The sequence below is a fragment of the Parasphingorhabdus halotolerans genome, from assembly GCF_012516475.1.
Lineage (GTDB): Bacteria > Pseudomonadota > Alphaproteobacteria > Sphingomonadales > Sphingomonadaceae > Parasphingorhabdus > Parasphingorhabdus halotolerans.
Genome location: NZ_CP051217.1, coordinates 3,091,363 through 3,108,935, shown reverse-complemented (window position 1 = coordinate 3,108,935; position 17,573 = coordinate 3,091,363). Strand labels below are relative to the sequence as shown.

Genomic DNA, 17,573 nt, shown 5'->3' with positions numbered 1-17,573 from the left:
TCGCAACCCGCTTCATCTTCGTAGCAGTATCTTAATAGCAGTTCCCTCAGATAGTCTCCGGTGCGACGGCAACCACGCATTTGCCAATATTCTCGCCGCGCATCAATTTTTCGAACAGGATGGGAGCTTGGTCGAGACCTTCCACGCGATCTTCGACATAATGGAGTTTCTTCTCCGCAATCCATTCGCCGATTTTTTTGGTCACCGCATCTTGCTCCTGCGCAAAATCATAAACCACAAGGCCCATGACTTTGGCGCGCTTAACGATATAGGTTCCCGGATTGGGACCGACGGGACGCTCGTCGGCATGATATTGCGAGGCCAACCCGCAAAGCACGACGCGGCCATAATTGGCCAGATTATCGAGCGCGGTATCGAGCAGTTCACCGCCGACATTGTCATGATAGACATTAATACCCTGAGGCATGGCCGCTGCCAGCCGTTCCTTCCAGTCTGCTTGTTTGTAATTGATGCAATCATCAAAACCGTATGCGTCCTTCACCAGAGCACATTTTTCGTCCGAACCTGCGATACCGACAACATTGGCCGCGCCCATGATGCGAGCAATCTGACCCACAGTCCCGCCAACTGGTCCGGCGGCAGAAGAAACCAGCACATGGTCTCCGGCTTTTACCTCAGCCAAATGATGAATGCTGGCATAGGCGGTTAGACCTGGCATGCCTGCAACACCGATTTGCGCCGATAGCGGCGCCGCTCCGGCATCAATCTTGCGCATAGTGGTCGCTTCTACAACAGCGTGATCGCGCCAGCCGATTTCGCCAGACACATAATCTCCAACGGAGAAATCTGGAGATTTGGATTCAACGACCTGAGCGATCCCCCACCAGGGACAACATCTCCCGGGCTCGGTTGCGGCGTCATATGCCGTCCACGCAACGCAGTGCCAATATAAGGATCAAGCGAAAGATATATCACCCGCACCAGCAGATCGCCATCGATCAAGGCTGGCAAGTCTGCCTGTTGTAACGAAAAATCCCCCGCAACCGGCTTTGCTTCAATAAGATGTGGCAGGACAATCGCTTGAGACTGCGTCATTCGTGGTTCTCCAAATATTTCAAGCCGGACAGGGTTGAATCACAATAGTAATGCCATATATTTGTCCGGACAACTTTAACAGCAATATTGTGGAACCGCGATCAACGCAGCCTCAAATAGCGATTTGAGCCTCCATCTATTCCATCTCAGGCGGGAATCCCGCTGATGGATTTCATTTCCATAAAGTCGCGAAGGCCATAAATGCCGCCTTCCCTGCCGTTGCCCGATTGCTTGTAACCGCCGAAAGGCGCGCCCGGTGCTGGGCCCCAATTGTTTATAGCGACCATACCTGCGCGCAGTCGCGGAGCCACTTTCGCCGCTTCCGCTGGATCACCGGATATCACTGCGGACAATCCATAGTCGGTATCATTGGCAGTGGTCACCGCATCATCAATATCATCGTAGCTCATCACCGTAATAACGGGTCCGAATATCTCTTCCTTCACGATCCGCATGGTGGAATTCACGCCGCTGAAAACCGTTGGTTTGACATAGTAGCCACGATTAACATTCGTCGGTAAACCGGTGCCGCCAGTTTCCAGCGTCGCGCCTTCGTCAATCGCCGACTGGATCAGGTCCTGGATTTTGTCATATTGTGCCTTGTTCACCACCGGCCCCAAATGCCCGCCTTCGGTCATCGGATCGCCAACTTCCTGGCTAGCAAATATATCGGTGATCTTTTGGGTGGCTTCCTGCGACTGGCTGCTGTGGACCAGCACTTTAGTCGGTGCGATACAGCTCTGGCCGGAATTGATTAGCACACCGCTGACGGTTGGCGGCAAAACGGTTTCCAGATCGGCACCCGGCAAAACAAGGTTCGGCGATTTTCCACCAAGCTCCTGATGGACACGTTTGACGGTATCGGCAGCCGCCTTGGCAACCAATATGCCGGCGCGGGTTGAGCCGGTGAAGCTCACCATATCAATGCCGGGATGCGCTGAAATAGCCGCGCCGACGCCCGGTCCATCGCCCTGCACCAGATTGAATACGCCTGCTGGTACACCTGCAGCATCCATGATCTCCGCCAATATGGCAGCATTGCCGGGGCATTCCTCGGATGGTTTGAGGATCATGCAGTTCCCGCCTGCCAGCGCCGGAGCAACCTTGAGCGCGATCTGGTTTAGCGGCCAGTTCCAAGGCGTTATCATTCCGACGATACCGATGGGTTCATAAACAATGGTGTTGGGGCCAACGACCTCGGAGAATTGAAAATTCTTTAGCGCTTCAATCGTGCCCATGAAACCACCGAGTCCTGCCGGCGCTTGCGCTGCTGCGCCCAGACTTACCGGAGCACCCATTTCCGCCGCCATGGATTGGGCAATATCCGGCATGCGTTTCTGATATTCTTCAACAATCCGGCCAAGCAAAGCCAGCCGCTCCTCGCGCGTTGTCTGGCTATACGTTACATAGGCTGCTTTCGCAGCAGCAACTGCAGCGTCAACATCAGCTTTGGTTCCCAGAGTGATTTGCGTACACGCTTCTTCGGTTGACGGGCTGATTACTTCATGCACCGTTCCTCCGATGGAATCGACCCATTGACCATTGATATAATGTTGCAGATATTTTTCCATTGCACTCTCCAGTAGAATATTTTGATTGAAACTTTGAGGTGCTAGATCGGCTTTTGTGATCGTCAGGTCAAGCTGTCACTATGCCTAGCGAACAGTCCTCACCACCAGCAAAACGTCCTACGATGCCGGATGGTACATCTATGTTACCAATTGCAAGCTAGCAGATAGAATAATAGAATTCTGGGAAAACCAATCTAAAAGGCACTTTATGAAATATCCAAAACTGCTTGAACCGCTTGATCTCGGCTTCACCACCATCAAAAATCGCTCAATCATGGGCTCCATGCACACCGGTCTGGAAGAAATGGACGGCGGGTTTGAACGTATGGCGGCCTATTTCGCCGAACGTGCGGCCAATAATATCGGCATGATCATCACCGGCGGCATTGCGCCAAATGAGGAGTCTTCTGGTCATGGCGCGAAAATGTCCAGCGAAGAGGAAGCCGATAAACACCGGATGGTTACTGACGCAGTGCATAAGGCCGGGCCTGAAGTTAAAATCTGCATGCAAATCCTCCATCCCGGGCCGCTTGCTCCAACGTCAAAAGCAGTAGCACCCTCAGCGGTCAAATCGCGGATCGCCAGAAACGTTCCGATTGAGCTCGACAAAGCAGGCGTGCAAAAGCAGATTGATGATCATGTAAAATGCGCCGTGATGGCCCAGAAAGCAGGCTATGACGGCGTTGAGATCATCGGTTCTGCTGGATATCTCATCTCAACATTTCTGGTGCAAAAAACCAATTTGCGCGAAGATGAATATGGTGGTTCCTATGAAAACCGCATGCGCTTCGCGCTTGAAATAGTCGAGCAGACCCGCGCTGCTGTCGGCGATGAATTCATCATTATTTTCCGCATTGCCGCGATGGACATGCTGGATGGTGGCATGAGCTGGGAAGAAATTACGACGCTTGGCCAATCACTGGAAAAAGCTGGCGTTACAATTATTTCTACCCATTTCACCTGGCATGAAAGCGCAGTGCCAACCATTGCTACGATGGTCCCGCGCGCTGCCTTTACCTCGGTCACCGGACGCTTGCGCAAAGAGGTAAATGTACCCGTGATTACCTCCAACCGCATCAATATGCCCCATGTCGCCGAGGAAGTTCTGGCGCGTGGCGATGCTGATCTTGTATCAATGGCGCGGCCCCTTTTGGCGGATAGTGAATTCATGCGCAAAACGGTCGAAGGCCGCGAGGATGAAATCAACACCTGCATCGCCTGCAACCAGGCCTGCCTTGATCACACATTTTCTGGCAAGTTGACGACCTGCCTTGTCAATCCGCGCGCTTGCCACGAGACCATCCTGAACTACGAACCCGCACAGGCACCTCAAAAAATAGCGGTTGTCGGAGCTGGACCGGCAGGTCTGGCCTATGCCACGGTTGCTGCTGGGCGCGGCCATGATGTGACGCTGTTCGAGGCATCATCGGAGATTGGCGGCCAATTTAACCTCGCCAAAAAAGTTCCCGGCAAAGAGGAATTTTACGAGACTCTGCGATACTATGGACGGATGATCGACGTGCTCGGCATAGATCTGCGCTTACAAACCCGCGCCGATACCGCCATGCTGAAAAATGAAGGTTTTGAAAAAATCATCATCTCGACCGGCATCAAACCCCGCACACCGGAGATTGATGGCATTAATCACCCCAAGGTGGTCAGCTATATTGATGTGATCAAAGGCGAGGCGGAAGTCGGGCAGAAAGTTGCGATCATAGGAGCAGGCGGCATCGGTTTTGATGTCTGCGAACTGATCAGCCACTCGGGCCCATCAGGCGCGCTCGATCGGGATGTGTTTGCCGCTGAATGGGGCGTGGATTTCGAGAACCATCCTCGTGGTGGTGTCACTGGCGTTGAACCCGTCGTCGCGAAATCGGATCGGGAGATCACCTTGCTCCAGCGCAAAGACAGTCGCGTTGGTGCTGGGCTCGGCAAAACGACTGGCTGGACCCACCGCATCACTCTGACGCGGCGCGGCGTGAATATGATCAACGGCGTGGAATATGTGAAAATCGACGATGATGGCTTGCATATTCTGCAAGGTGGGCAGCCCGAAATCATCGCGGCTGATACCATCATAATTTGCGCGGGACAGGACCCGCTGCGCGATCTCTTCGATGATTTGATCTCCGAAGGCCTATCCGCCGAACTCATCGGTGGCGCGTTTGAAGCCAAGGAACTGGACGCAAAAGCTGCGATCAACCAAGCGTCCTACCTGGCAGCGGCGGCCTGAGACTGTCGCGTCAAAAAACTGGCTTCCAAATGATTTTTAATTGACCTATGCCCAGCCACTAAAGGGCAAGCACGCTAACGTGCCGCGAGGATAATAATAAGGGAGCAGATATGATCAGAGCGGATTTCAAAACACATTTAAGAACAATCGCAACCCTTATTGCAGCATCCGCTTTGGCCTCCGCCTGCTCTGGCGGCGGATCAGACTCCAGCGATACTGGGGGAAGCACTACCGAAAGCGCGGCAGCTGAAGCGACGGCTGAAGCGGCACCAGTGACTTTCGCCAGCCTGACCGGCGACCCGGCCAAGGGAAAAATGGCATTCGCCCAGTGCCGTACTTGCCATGTAACCGATCCGGGCGTCAACATGGTCGGTCCATCGCTCGCTGGCATTGTCGGCGCAACGGCCGGCTCTATCAAAGGTTATAAATATTCTCCGGCCAATGCCAGCAGCGGCATCACGTGGACCGAAGAACAGCTTTTCGAATATTTGGCAGACCCGCAGGCCGTAATTCCCAAAACGAAGATGATCTTCGCCGGCATGCCCGATGCCCAGCAGCGCGCAGATGTGATTGCGTACCTGAAAAATCCAAATTGATCTGTAGGGTGATAAATTTCTTCACTCCCATTTGATAGGGAGATTTATTGCGTCTTGTGAATTAACAGCCAAGAATCAACCGCACGCACTGCCCGCTTGTCTTTCTCAGCGGCGGACATTTTGATTTCGTGCCCATAGCGAAGGAAAAAATCCGTTCTCCCCATGACCAGCGCCGGGAACATTTCCGCTGAGGCGGCAACATCATCGCTGTGAATTTCTCCCTTGTCGATTGAAGCCTGCAAAAGCTTGGTCAACTCATTGAGCAAAATACGCGGTCCGTTGTCCAGAAAATATTCTCCAATCCTCGGATCACGATTGACTTCCGCAGCTAGGATACGTTCAAACCTTACCATCTCGCTACGTGTCAGAAAATCGAGCATGCCATGGGCTGCATGCAGCAAAATATCTCGCAGATCCCGGTCTTCCAGATTATCGACAACAAAATTTTCTCGCATATGAGCACATTCCGACTGCACCAGCTGCGCAAACAGATTTTCCTTGTCCTTGAACCAGCTATAGATGGTGACTTTGGATACCTCAGCGCGGGCAGCAATTGCCTCTATTGTTGAGGCAGAAAAACCGTTGGTAAAAAATTCAACGCGCGCAGCATCTAGTATTTTATCAATTTTGCGCTGACTCGCTGGTCTATCGGTTTTCGGGTGAACCATATTGTCGTTCGTGCCTGCCATGCCTTTATTCCCGTGAAGAAGCGACCTCTTCAAATGCCCTACTAAATTGAACACCATCGTACATTTAAACGTTGACGTTCAATTGCAGCAATGGCACTTTGCAACGGCTTGGTAAAGTCCAAGTCGTTTCAATGGCGGTTCAACTCGTGACTCACAGCATCCATAGCGGTATTATCTGGCTCTTCGCCGCCGCACTGATGACCAGTGGCTGCATGACTATGGCCCCTGACTCCAAAGCACCCGAAATCGCCGCGAGCGTCCCACAAGCATATAACAAGATAGATGGCGCCGGAAGCTACAAACCTGAACGTTGGTGGACCTATTTTGAAGATCCAGTACTCAACAGTTTGCTCGATGAAGCGCTGGCAAAAAACCTCGACCTTGCGGAAGCATCGGCAAGATTGCGGGCCGCAGAGGCACAGGCGCGCATATCTAGGAGTGGGCTTTTTCCTCAGATCAACGCCGGTGTCGATGGCAGCTATTCGGATTCTCCATCGGCAGGAACCGCTTTTGGCTCTGTTCCCGGCGCCGGAACGCAGCGGATCGAGATAGAAAATTATTCCTCCAGTCTCGCGTTTTCCTACGAACTCGATATCTGGGATAAGTTGCGCAATGGCGCTCGAGCAGGCCGGGCCGATGCCTTTGCAGCCGCTGCCGATCTCCAGGCCGTTCGCCTCGCGGTGCAAGCAGAAACAATCACCAGCTATTTTGATATTGTCGATGCACGTCATCAAATTGAGCTGACCGTAAAAATTATCGATATATTGGGTGACCGCGTTGAGCAGACCGAAAATCGCTATCAACGGGGTCTCGCCAGTTCGTTTGAACTTTATCAGGTCCGGCAGGATTTTAGGAATATTCAGGCCGGATTGCCTCAACGTGAAAGCCAGTTGGCCGCTACCGAAGGGCAGCTAGCAGTATTGGTTGGACGCTATTCCGATAACATGGACCAGTTTTTGGCGCAAAAACTGACTCCTAAACTGATTTTCAGACCCATTCCTTCCGGACTTCCCATTGCATTGCTTGAGCAACGACCGGACATCTATGCAGAAGGACGCAGACTCGATTCAGCGCGCTATAATCTCGGCGCAAGACGCGCAGAGCGTTTTCCATCTCTCAGCCTGTCTGCGGCATCCGGTTCGCAAGCCGGAAGTCCTGCCGGGTTGTTCGATATTTTTGATAAATGGGTCCTCAACTTGGGAGCAAGCCTCACCGCACCCTTGTTTCAAGGTGGAAGGATAAGAGCAAATATCGAAATTGCCGATGCGCAATATGCTCAGCAAACGGCGGTTTATGCGCGCACTGTTCTCACAGCCTATCAGGAGGTAGGTTCGGCTATGGAACGATATGAAGAGGAGCGACAGCGCTACCGGTTCCTTTTCTCGCAACTGGACGAAGCGTCAAGCGCGGCGCAGCTGCAATCGCGCCGCTTTGCTAGCGGTGTTGGCAGTTATGTTGATTATCTTGATGCCTTGCGGGCGCAATATCAGGTACAATCTTCGCTGTCATCGGCGGCGCGCGATGTCGCTTTGGCAAGGCTCGCGGTTCATCGCGCTTTGGGCGGCAGCTGGAATGATGGTTCCAGCGTTCCCGACACCAATCCAGTCATTCAGGGAGACAAATAAGTGCATCGGCAACGCATTATCGGCGGACTGGTATTACTTGCAGCGATTATAATTGCTGCATTGCTCATCTTTTCGCGCACCGAGCCTGAAGAAAAGGCGCCGGAAGCGCTTGTCCCGCTGGTGCAGGCTATTCCTATTGAAATTCGCTCCGGCAATTTGATGATCAGAGGAGCCGGTACAGTCCGCGCTAGTGAAGAACTGACTTTATCATCGGAAGTTGCAGGCAAGCTTGTCTATGTGAACCCAAATCTGCGCGAAGGCCAACGGATTGCGCGCGGAGCAACCTTGTTTCGTATTGATCCGTCTAATTATAACAACGCTGTACAAACAGCACAGGCCGATGTCGCATCGCAAAATGTTGCGGTGATGGAAGCGCGAGAAGAGGTCGCGCTGGCTAAAGCTGAACTCGCCCGTTTTCAGCAGCGCATTAACGGCAGCAGCGGAAAATATGCCAACGTCGATGACAGCGATTATGCTGCACGGATATTGCCGCCGGACGAATTGATCAAAAATCAAACGGCAAGCAATATCCCGCAACAACAAACGAGCACAAACCGGCTCGCGACCCGCCAGCCCCAATTGCTGTCTGCACGCGCCACCTTGCGGCGCGCACAGGCACAATTGGCCGACGCGCAAAAAGCGCTGCAGCGCACGGTTGTCCGTGCTCCTTTTTCCGGGGTCGTACGTTCGGAAGAAGTAGCCTTGGGCAGCTATGTTGCCCCCGGGCAATCGCTTGGATCAATAGTCGGGACCGGCACATTTGAAGCGGTTATACCATTATCAGAAAGGGAAGCAGCGTTGATCCCCTCGTTGTGGCAGCCGGGGCTAAATCGCATCGAAGCATCGATATATTCGGTCTATGGCGGCACACGTTACCGCTGGCAGGCCTTTGTCGATAGAGCCAGCAGCGTCCTCAATCCGCAAACACGGACTATTGACGTTTTTCTGCGTATTCCCAACCCGACACGCGGCGGTGCGCCCGCTGCAAACCAACCAGACCGAGAAGTTTCAGGAGGCGCTTCGGGCGCGCCGCCTTTATTCGTCGGCAGTTTCGTTGATGCAGAAATCACCGGCAAAGCTTTGGGCCAATATGCTACGCTTCCACTGGCAGCCTTGCGACCCGGTAACAAAATCTGGCTTGTCCGCGAAGGCCGGCTTCGCAGCGTAACGGTGGAAATATTGCAGCGTACCGACACGGAAGCGCTGATAACCACGAACAATTTGGACGAAAAACCGGTTGTTGTGGTCAGTAGCTTGAAATCAGCGACAGATGGACAACGGGTCAGGATCGCAAAACCGAGAACAGAAAAAACAGCGGCTTCAAAACCAAACGACAAGGCAACCACCAAAAAGATTTCCGGTCAAGCGCAATGACGTCTCTGCCGGAGCCTCTCGACTCGCCGCAACCGGGTCCTGAAATACCCAGCAAGGCGATCATGGAACAACGCGGGGTCGTTGCCTTCATGGCGCGCAACGGCGTTGCAGCCAATCTGCTGATGATATTTTTCCTGATCGCCGGCATCGTATCTTTCAATACTATTGTGCAGGAAGTCTTTGCAGAAAATAGCCTCGATACAGTTCAGATAAGCGTCGCTTTTCCCGGCGCGACGCCTGATGAGATCGAAGAATCGATCGTTCAAAAGATCGAAGAAGCGGTTGAGGCTGTCGACAATATCAAACAGATCAAATCCAATGCGGCCGAAAACACCGGTTCCGTATTAGTAGAACTGAAATTGGGTGCGGATATCGACCGGGCGCTCGATGATATAAAAGCTGAAATTGACCAGATTCAGACTTTCCCCGACGAAGCGGAAGAGCCGGATGTCCGCGAGCTGACATCACGACAAAGCGTGGTACGCATAGCCATTTTCGGCGATGTTTCAGAAGCGGCGCTGAAAGAAACGGCTTCGCGTTTGGAGGAAGCATTAGCTGCGCTACCTGAAATATCTTATGTCGATACCAGTTCCATCCGCGATTATGAAGTCTCAATTGAAGTGCCGCAAAATACTTTGCAGGCTTTGGGCCTGTCTCTCAACGATATCTCTCGCACGGTCGCGGCCAGCAGTCTGGATAGTCCTGCCGGTTCTATTAACACTGACAGTGAAGAAGTGCGCGTAAGGACAATTGGTCAAAACTACAACCAGCAAAATTTTGAAGACATCGTGCTGGTCAGCAATTCCGATGGCGCGTTGATCCGGCTTGGCCAGGTTGCAGACATCCGCGATGAATTTCAGGATTCAGATCTGGTGTCGCTATACAATGGCAAGCCAGTCGCTTTTGTCGAGGTCTTCCGAACCAGCGATGAGCGCGTGCTGGACGTCTCCAAAGCGACCAAAGACTATCTCACCAGTGAATTTGCGGCTTCACTCCCGGAGGGTATATCTTACGCTATCTGGAGCGATGACAGTGATTTGCTTAATGATCGCCTCAGTCTGTTGCTGAAAAATGCCGCCATCGGACTATTTCTGGTTCTGCTCGCTCTAACCTTGTTTCTGGATATCCGGCTTGCAGCGTGGACAGCGCTGGGCATTGGCGTAACTTTTATCGGCGCCATTTTTCTACTCGATATCGCCGGATCGAGTATCAATATGTTCTCGCTCTTCGGTTTCATCTTGGCACTGGGACTGGTGGTTGATGATGCCATTGTTGTGGGAGAAAGTGTTTATGCCCGGCGGGAAAGTGGCCGTACCGGAATGGGCGCTGCGGTAAGTGGCGCGCGCCGGGTCACGGTACCGGTTATCTTCGCTGTGCTCACAACCGTCGCGGCATTTTCACCGCTGTTCGCAATCGGCGGCATCATCGGGAAAATATTGGCCGATATTCCATTGGTCGTCGTCGCCGTTCTTTTCCTCTCGTTGGTCGAGTGCTTGCTGATCCTGCCTAATCATCTGAGCCACTTACCCGCACCTGGAACACCAACACGCAATCCGGTCATCAAATTTTTTGAACGCATTCAGGCATGGGTGGATTTTTACTATCAAGCCTTTGTGAACGGTCCACTCGACCGGGCGCTAAAATTTGCGGTTCAAATGCCTTTTGTCATTTTATCGGGCGGCGTTGCACTTCTCATTATTTTTGCATCCTTAATTCCAGCAGGCATCATCAAGATTTCATTTTTCCCGGCAATCGAAGCGGATATTGTTACCGCCAGTCTGGAAATGCCGGCTGGTACTACAATCGAAGATACTGAAGAAATTGCGCGATTGATCGAACAGCGGGGTCGGGAAACCTACGCCAAGTTTGAAGATCATCAGGACGAAAGCGAGCCTTCCCCATTAACCGGAATATTCACGCTGATCGGCCAGCCCCCTAGAACCAACGGTCCCGGTTCTCTTCTTGGCGGCGGCTTTGCATCTAATATTGCCAGTATTGAATTTAGTTTCATTCCAGGCGACCAACGCGAACTTGCTTCTAAAGATTTCGAAAATGCATGGCGAGAAGCGGTCGGTCCTATCGTCGAAGCTCGCTCCCTGATTTTCGCATCCGATCTTCTCTCTGTCGGCGCTCCGATTGATGTCCAGATTTCTGACCCTGATCCGGAAATCGTAGATGCCGCATCTGCCAGACTTATGGAAAAACTGAGCCGTTATGCCGGTGTCTTTGACATAGAAACCGATCAGGATGAGGGCTTGAAAGAAATTCAGCTTAGATTGAAGCCAGAGGCACGGTCGCTGGGCGTGACGTTGCAAGATGTAGCTTTACAAGTAAGGGCGGCGTTCTTCGGCAATGAGGCGCTTAGGGTCCAGCGCGGGCAGGAAGATATGCGCGTCTACGTCCGGCTACCTGAGGAAGAGCGTAATTCGATAGTCGACGTTGAGCGGTTCCGCGTTCGCGTTCCAGGCGGGGAAGTCCCCTTGGCAACTTTGGCCGAGGTCTCCTTTGGCCGAGCGCCTGCAGTAATCCGTCGGACAGATGGCCGAAGGGTTACTGCCATTACTGCCGATATTGATGACAATATCGTCACCGGGCAGGAAATTGCCGATGCGCTGCAAAATGAAATCATGCCGGAGTTGCAGGCCGACTACCCGCAATTGCTGTACAGCTTTGGTGGGGAACAGCAGGAACAGCAGGAGTCTTTCGGTGATCTCGGCTTGGCCTTTCTCGCGGCTCTGATTGCAATTTATGCGTTGCTGGCCATCCCATTCCGTTCCTATATCCAGCCGCTCATCATCATGGCCGTTATCCCCTTTGGCATTATTGGCGCGTTAATCGGTCATCTGGTTTTAGGCCTGCCGCTGGGAGTTCTCAGTATGTTCGGTATTATCGCGTTGTCGGGCGTAATCGTAAATGGTTCGCTGATTTTAATTGATTTTATCAACGAAAATCTCAGTAACGGCATGCCGATTGAGGACGCGATATTAGACGGTGCCAAATCGCGTTTCCGCCCGATCATGCTGACCTCACTCACCACATTTCTCGGCGTTGCGCCGATCACCTTTGAAACCAGCCTTCAAGCCCAGTTTTTAATCCCGATGTCGGCCAGTCTCGGCTTTGGCGTGCTGTTCGGCGCGATCATCTTGCAACTGCTTATTCCGGCGCTTGTTCTGCTAGAATATCGCGGCAAGCGACGGATCAAAAGAATGTGGAGTAGCGTTGAACGGGAGCCCCTCAATATGTAGCGATCCGCTTAATCTTATGCGCAAGGCAAAAGAAGGGAGCCAAATGGCCCCCTTCTTTCTTACCGAATTTCGTCAGCAAGCCTATTTGCTCGCGTCACCCTTGCCGCCGATGCCCACATCGGTGCTTTCACCTGGTACCGGGAAACCGCGTTTCTTGAGGATATATTTAACCTCTGGATCGCGGCCACGGAATTTGCGGTACGCTTCCTTGCGGTCGGTTTCGTTGCCGGTGGCAAGCAAAATCGTGCGGAACCGCTCGGCGGTTTCCTTGTCCCACGGGCTGCCCGCTTCTTCAAACGCGGCCCAGGTATCAGCGTCCATCGTTTCCGACCAGAGATAGCTGTAATAGCCCGCTGAATAGGCGTCCGACGAGAACAGATGGTTGAACTGCGGGAGGCGGTGACGCATCGCAATTTCCTTCGGCATGCCGATGGCGGTCAGCGTTTCCCGCTCGAACTTGTCCGGATCGGTAACTGGCAATTCGCGGTTGTGCAGCATCATATCAATAATCGCGCTGGACAGATACTCGACGGTGGAGAAACCTTCATTGAACGTCTTCGACGCCTGAATTTTGTCCACCAGAGCTTTCGGGATCGGTTTGCCGGTCTTGTAATGGCGAGCGTAGGTCGAGAGAATATAAGGCGTCATCAACCAGTTCTCATTCACCTGGCTAGGATATTCGACAAAGTCGCGCGGCGTGCCGCCAAGGCCTGGATAGGTGATGTCATAGTTGAGATAGTGCAGCGCATGACCAAATTCGTGGAAAAGGGTTGAGGCATCATCGAGGCTGATCAGCGTCGGCTCGCCGTCACCGCCCTTGACGAAATTATTGTTGTTCGAGGTGGCCGAATAATTGTTGTGACCGCCTAGCTTGTACTTGTCCTTATAAGTAGTCATCCACGCACCCGAGCGTTTGCCGTTGCGGGCATAATTGTCGAAATACTGGACACCGATAACCTGGTCGCCGCGCTTGACTTCAAAGGTGCGGACTTCCGGATCAAATACCGGAATGCTGCCGGTGGTTTCGGTGAAGGTCAGACCGTATAATTTTCCTGCGGCATCGAACAGCGCATCCATCATCTTGTCGAGCTGGAAATAGGGTTTGATCTCGGCGGAATCGAGGTCATATTTCGCCTTGCGGACTTTCTCCGCATAGAAACGGTAATCCCACGGCTCGATGGTGATGGCCGCACCTTCCTGATCGGCAATCGCCTGCATGTCGGCAACTTCCTCCTTGACCCGCGCAACCGCTGCTGGCCAGACTTTCATCATCAGGTCCATCGCCGCTTCGGGTTCTTTCGCCATCGTGTCGGCCATCCGGTAATGAGCATGGGTCTTGAAACCCAATAGCTTGGCGCGATCAGCCCGCAATTTCAGGATTTTTGCGATCGTCGCATTGGTGTCATTATCGTCACCATTGTCGCCGCGATTGACATAAGCGGTATAGACTTTTTCGCGCAGGTCCCGGCGGGTACTGTTTTCGAGAAATGGCTGCATCACCGAGCGGGTGTTCTTGAGCGCCCAGCCGGTTTTACCCTGTGCCTCGGCAGCGGCCTTGATCGAGGCCACAAAACTGTCCGGGAGTCCCGCCAGATCGGCTTCGTCGGTCACGAAGATAAAGGTTTCCTCATCGGCGAGAACCTTGTTTGAAAAATCGTTAAAAGCCTTCGCCAGTTCGGTATTATAGGCGATTAGCTGTTCCTTTTTGGCACCGTCAAGCAGCGCACCGTCCCGGACCAGCTGTTCGTAGCTGCGCTCGACGAGCCGCTTTTGCATGGCATCCAGCCCAGCGGATTCCCGGCTGTCATAAACCGTCTTGGTCTTGGCGAGCAATTTGGGATCAAGAGTCAATTGATCAAAGAAAGCCGATACCTTGGGCAACCACTCGCCCTGAATCTTGCGGACTTCGTCATTCGAAAGGTTGCTGCTATGCACACCCCAGATCGAAAACAGGTTATTGGCTTCATTGCCAACCAACTCCATCGGTGCAGTGAAATTTTCGAATGTCGCCGGTTCAGGATTGTCGCGAATGGCGTTCACATCGGCCTGTATCTTGTCCATTGTCGCCTGGAATGCAGCCGGAAAATCGGAAACCTTCACTTCATCCCAGGGTGGCACGCCGTCATACGGGCCGGTCCATTGTTGGAGGATCGTATTGCCCGCAGCATCGTTATCGGCTGTTTCCGTCAGACTCATCTTGTTCAGTTCGGCTGTCGTCATTTTCTTTCCGTGATTATCGGCCAAGGCAGGGGAAGCAGTCGCTCCCAATAGGGCAGCACTGGAAACTCCAAGAAAAAATTTCCGGCTAGAAATGATGAATCGCATATTTTGTCTCTCCAAATAACTGGCCCCTGTTGCGGGCCAAATTCTTCGCGCGCTGCGCCAATGCCGACTTGTTACAGAAACGGCGACGAAAACGCAAAGAAGGTTGCATAAGAAATCAGATTTTAGACAAACGGCGCTTTCACATCGATGAACGACCATGTTGGGCTGGAAAAACCTACTCGGGGCGCTCTGCCAACAATGCACGCACCAGCGGTTGCAGATTTTTGTCGTATCGCGCGAGCATGACATGCTCTTCCGCCGTTTCGAAGTGGCTAACTATCTGCTTTCCATTCCACCAATGCAGCGCAATAGCCGGTGGATCAGCGACGATCATATTGCGACCATCGGGGTTCTCAGGGTCAATAGGCTCCAGATCAAATGCGACTTGCGGCGCTGTCGAGGCACATATTGAAAGACTCGTTCCTGCAAACGAAGTTGAAATATTGCGGTGTAAATGGCCGGTTATCATCCCGACCACCTGATCATGACCAGAAATTGTGTCAGCAAGCCGGTCTACCCAAGGCTCATCGGGATGGGTGTTCATCCAGGCGATGCCTGATTCCACCGGCGGGTGATGCAAAATCAAAACTGTCGGTTTATCTTGTTTTTCTGTTAGTCGGTCAGCAAGCCATTGGGCGCGGACCTCACAAAATGCGCCACCATGACGGCCTTCTTCTAATGTATCTAGGAAAATAAGTCTAAGCGCCCCGTCATCTACCTCATACTGCACAAAGCCGTCAGCTGTTGGCACATCGGGAAACTGCCGTTGGAACGGCGCGCGCAAATCATGATTACCCAAACACATATAGACAGGAAACGGGACCACTGAGAAAGCATTTTCCAGCCGCCGATAACTGTCCTGATCACCGCGATCAACGAGATCTCCGGTAGCCAGAAGCACATCTGGCTGTGGTATCATATCGCAAATTGTTTTAAGCGCCTGATCCAGTCGCTTTCGATTAAATTCAGCCGGATTATCCGGGTCAAATCCCAGATGGATATCCGTTACCTGCGCCATTAACATGGGCGCCCTCCCCTTTTTGCGATCTGTCTAGCGCGCCGCAATTTTCTTATCCGGCTTTTTCCTTTTGTCCTTCTGCTGCTCTTTGATCAACCAAGGAGCGCCATCATCGGCATGATAGTCATGGCACATAGCGCATGTCGATGGAACATCTGATGTTTTCTGGAATTCACCACCATGACATTCGCGGCAGGTTTTAATGCCCGGTAACAACAAATCGCGCGCATCGTCGGATTTCGTAGCGTTGTGGCACGAGGTACAATCCTCATCATTATGCGCTTCGTGGCTGAACCAGCCCTTTTGCATATACCGGTCCGTTTGAGTAACCGGCTGGATGCTGTAATCAACCCGTCCACGCGCGGTTGGCGGGTTAACACCATGGCAATCAAAACAGGCACCACCCCGCGAAAAGACTTGGCTGATAGCCATGTTTGCGCGGCTTGGGCGGAATTTAACAGCGCGAGCATAATCGCTGGCTACACGCGTTTGGTTAATTTCTCCGGGGCGCCGTCGCGCCATTCCGCCCAGATTAATCGGACGTTTGGGCCCAGTGGAGCGATAATAAGCTTGCAGGTCCGCGCGCACCTGCGCAGGCTCGCCATGTCGCAGAGTTCTGACCGTTCCGCCGATTTTGTCAAAAGCCAGACTGTGACACATGCTACAATTTTCTTCCATATCGACAGCCTCAAATCGCACGCCTTTCGGATCTGGCGTATGGCAATCTTTACAGGCTAGCGAATCGCCAAAATCAAATTTGCGCGAGAGTCGCCGCCCCATTTGCGCGACTCCGCCGGTTTTCGACAAATGCAGATCATGCGGGAATTTCAGCCCGTTATATTCTGTCGGTTTATCATCCAGAGAGATGCGCTTACGCGGCGGATTTTTGCCACCGGGACGAATCAACACGGCAGGCCGGAACTGCGGGTGCTCGATGCCAAAATCTGACGCATTTTCAAGCTTGGTATCAGTCAAACGTCCGTCCATTCCTTGGTGGCAATCAGCGCAGAATTTTTGCGCAGTGGGTTCCATAGCACCAGCGCCCTCATGCTCGGTGTGACATTCGACACACCTCCCACGTGGTTTGTTAAAGGCAGCAGCAAAAGCAGCACCAACTTTTTCAAATCCTTCGGGGTCGCCAACCGCAGTTAGCAGCCGCTTTGGATCGGCGTGATCATGGGCGTCATCTTCATGGCAATTCAAACAGGTTTTATCCTGCACCGTCACAAAAGCGTCAACATGGCAGGCCTGACAATCGCCTTCCAGGCTATGATGGGCCTGGCTTAATGCGCCTGATGACCACATCGTATCAGCATGGAATTCTTTCGGCCGTTCTTCTATACCGCGATAGGTTGCCCACGTATAAATCGGCCAAACAAGAAACGCGGCCAGCACCAGTGCGATAAAGCTCCAAGCGCTAATACGCTTGCCAGGGAGCAGGCCTTTTAAGGTATAAAGCGCACCCTCTTCCCGCTCTTCAGCCGAATCCGAGACCGCTGCCGCACGCTTGACCGTGAAGATTGTACCTTCTTCGTCTTGCGACACCGAAATAAGATGCCCGCCAAAACCGAGTTCTGCGCCTTTGGCAGGGTTGAAGGTGACCGATATTCGCGAACGTCCATCATGGGTAAAGTTTTGGCCTGAAATGCTTTTAACAACGATCTGACCATCGTCCCGCCGCTGGATAACGGCATGCTCGGGATGGACAGCAAGATCGGGAAGGTGAATCGCGTTTTCCGAGTTGCGACCAATACCAATCTCGGGCGCATCAAACGGATTGGAGCGGATAATCTCGCGACCATCAGCGGTAACAGCAATCTGGCGGACGATAAAAGTCATGC

At 52.7% G+C, this 17,573-nt stretch carries 11 protein-coding genes and 1 pseudogene; 5 read left to right on the top strand and 7 right to left on the bottom strand.

From position 1 onward, the window contains the following. Positions 1-46: 46 nt before the first annotated feature. From HF685_RS15220 to HF685_RS15215, 3 genes and pseudogenes are all read right to left on the bottom strand, one after another. Positions 47-556 (bottom strand): zinc-binding dehydrogenase, encoded by a 510-nt coding sequence (locus HF685_RS15220; RefSeq protein ID WP_425500191.1) that lies wholly within the window; start codon positions 554-556, stop codon positions 47-49. Between the two features lie 228 nt (positions 557-784). Then, positions 785-1,056, bottom strand: a pseudogene (locus tag HF685_RS16160) (hypothetical protein); the annotation flags it as partial. A gap of 146 nt (positions 1,057-1,202) precedes the next feature. Then, entirely contained in the window at positions 1,203-2,627 is a 1,425-nt protein-coding gene (locus HF685_RS15215) for an aldehyde dehydrogenase family protein (RefSeq protein ID WP_168820776.1), read from the bottom strand. A gap of 208 nt (positions 2,628-2,835) precedes the next feature. On the opposite strand from HF685_RS15215, the gene HF685_RS15210 reads away from it, so the two are divergent. Together HF685_RS15210 and HF685_RS15205 are read left to right on the top strand one after the other, a co-directional pair. Next, positions 2,836-4,860, top strand: coding sequence for an oxidoreductase (locus HF685_RS15210; RefSeq protein ID WP_168820774.1), 2,025 nt, complete (start codon positions 2,836-2,838; stop codon positions 4,858-4,860). Positions 4,861-4,970: 110 nt separating this feature from the next. Beyond that, positions 4,971-5,456 (top strand): c-type cytochrome, encoded by a 486-nt coding sequence (locus HF685_RS15205; protein WP_168820772.1) that lies wholly within the window; start codon positions 4,971-4,973, stop codon positions 5,454-5,456. Between the two features lie 44 nt (positions 5,457-5,500). On the opposite strand, the gene HF685_RS15200 is transcribed toward HF685_RS15205, so the two are convergent. Beyond that, positions 5,501-6,145, bottom strand: a complete 645-nt coding sequence (locus HF685_RS15200) for a TetR/AcrR family transcriptional regulator (protein ID WP_168820770.1) — start codon at positions 6,143-6,145, stop codon at positions 5,501-5,503. 131 nt (positions 6,146-6,276) lie between these two features. Here HF685_RS15200 and HF685_RS15195 point away from each other — a divergent pair, with 131 nt between their 5' ends. The 3 genes from HF685_RS15195 to HF685_RS15185 are packed head-to-tail and all read left to right on the top strand — an operon-like array spanning position 6,277 to position 12,389. Beyond that, positions 6,277-7,770 carry an efflux transporter outer membrane subunit gene (locus HF685_RS15195; RefSeq protein ID WP_168821571.1) on the top strand — a complete coding sequence of 498 codons (1,494 nt, stop codon included), beginning with the start codon at positions 6,277-6,279 and terminating at the stop codon, positions 7,768-7,770. After that, positions 7,771-9,144, top strand: a complete 1,374-nt coding sequence (locus HF685_RS15190) for an efflux RND transporter periplasmic adaptor subunit (RefSeq protein WP_246218658.1) — start codon at positions 7,771-7,773, stop codon at positions 9,142-9,144. It begins immediately after the preceding gene. Continuing rightward, the gene (locus HF685_RS15185) at positions 9,141-12,389 is read left to right on the top strand and encodes an efflux RND transporter permease subunit (protein ID WP_168820768.1); all 3,249 of its coding nucleotides are present in this window, start codon (positions 9,141-9,143) and stop codon (positions 12,387-12,389) included. Before HF685_RS15190 ends, HF685_RS15185 begins: the two co-directional genes overlap by 4 nt. A gap of 81 nt (positions 12,390-12,470) precedes the next feature. Here the strand turns inward: HF685_RS15185 and HF685_RS15180 are convergent, their stop codons facing one another. The 3 genes from HF685_RS15180 to HF685_RS15170 form a co-directional block, all read right to left on the bottom strand. Continuing rightward, the gene (locus tag HF685_RS15180) at positions 12,471-14,609 is read right to left on the bottom strand and encodes a M3 family metallopeptidase (protein WP_168820767.1); all 2,139 of its coding nucleotides are present in this window, start codon (positions 14,607-14,609) and stop codon (positions 12,471-12,473) included. A 280-nt stretch (positions 14,610-14,889) separates the two neighbouring features. Continuing rightward, positions 14,890-15,738 (bottom strand): phosphodiesterase, encoded by an 849-nt coding sequence (locus tag HF685_RS15175; RefSeq protein ID WP_168820766.1) that lies wholly within the window; start codon positions 15,736-15,738, stop codon positions 14,890-14,892. Between the two features lie 27 nt (positions 15,739-15,765). After that, the gene (locus HF685_RS15170) at positions 15,766-17,571 is read right to left on the bottom strand and encodes a cytochrome c3 family protein (RefSeq protein WP_168820765.1); all 1,806 of its coding nucleotides are present in this window, start codon (positions 17,569-17,571) and stop codon (positions 15,766-15,768) included. Positions 17,572-17,573 lie beyond the last annotated feature (2 nt).

What these genes read in the sequence shown, in the direction of transcription:
- HF685_RS15180 (WP_168820767.1), bottom strand. Translation starts at nt 14,609, where the DNA reads ATGACGACAGCCGAACTGAACAAGATGAGTCTGACGGAAACAGCCGAT.
- HF685_RS15220 (WP_425500191.1), bottom strand. Translation starts at nt 556, where the DNA reads ATGGGCGCGGCCAATGTTGTCGGTATCGCAGGTTCGGACGAAAAATGT.
- HF685_RS15210 (WP_168820774.1), top strand. Translation starts at nt 2,836, where the DNA reads ATGAAATATCCAAAACTGCTTGAACCGCTTGATCTCGGCTTCACCACC.
- HF685_RS15170 (WP_168820765.1), bottom strand. Translation starts at nt 17,571, where the DNA reads ATGACTTTTATCGTCCGCCAGATTGCTGTTACCGCTGATGGTCGCGAG.
- HF685_RS15195 (WP_168821571.1), top strand. Translation starts at nt 6,277, where the DNA reads ATGGCGGTTCAACTCGTGACTCACAGCATCCATAGCGGTATTATCTGG.
- HF685_RS15200 (WP_168820770.1), bottom strand. Translation starts at nt 6,145, where the DNA reads ATGGCAGGCACGAACGACAATATGGTTCACCCGAAAACCGATAGACCA.
- HF685_RS15175 (WP_168820766.1), bottom strand. Translation starts at nt 15,738, where the DNA reads ATGTTAATGGCGCAGGTAACGGATATCCATCTGGGATTTGACCCGGAT.
- HF685_RS15205 (WP_168820772.1), top strand. Translation starts at nt 4,971, where the DNA reads ATGATCAGAGCGGATTTCAAAACACATTTAAGAACAATCGCAACCCTT.
- HF685_RS15185 (WP_168820768.1), top strand. Translation starts at nt 9,141, where the DNA reads ATGACGTCTCTGCCGGAGCCTCTCGACTCGCCGCAACCGGGTCCTGAA.
- HF685_RS15215 (WP_168820776.1), bottom strand. Translation starts at nt 2,627, where the DNA reads ATGGAAAAATATCTGCAACATTATATCAATGGTCAATGGGTCGATTCC.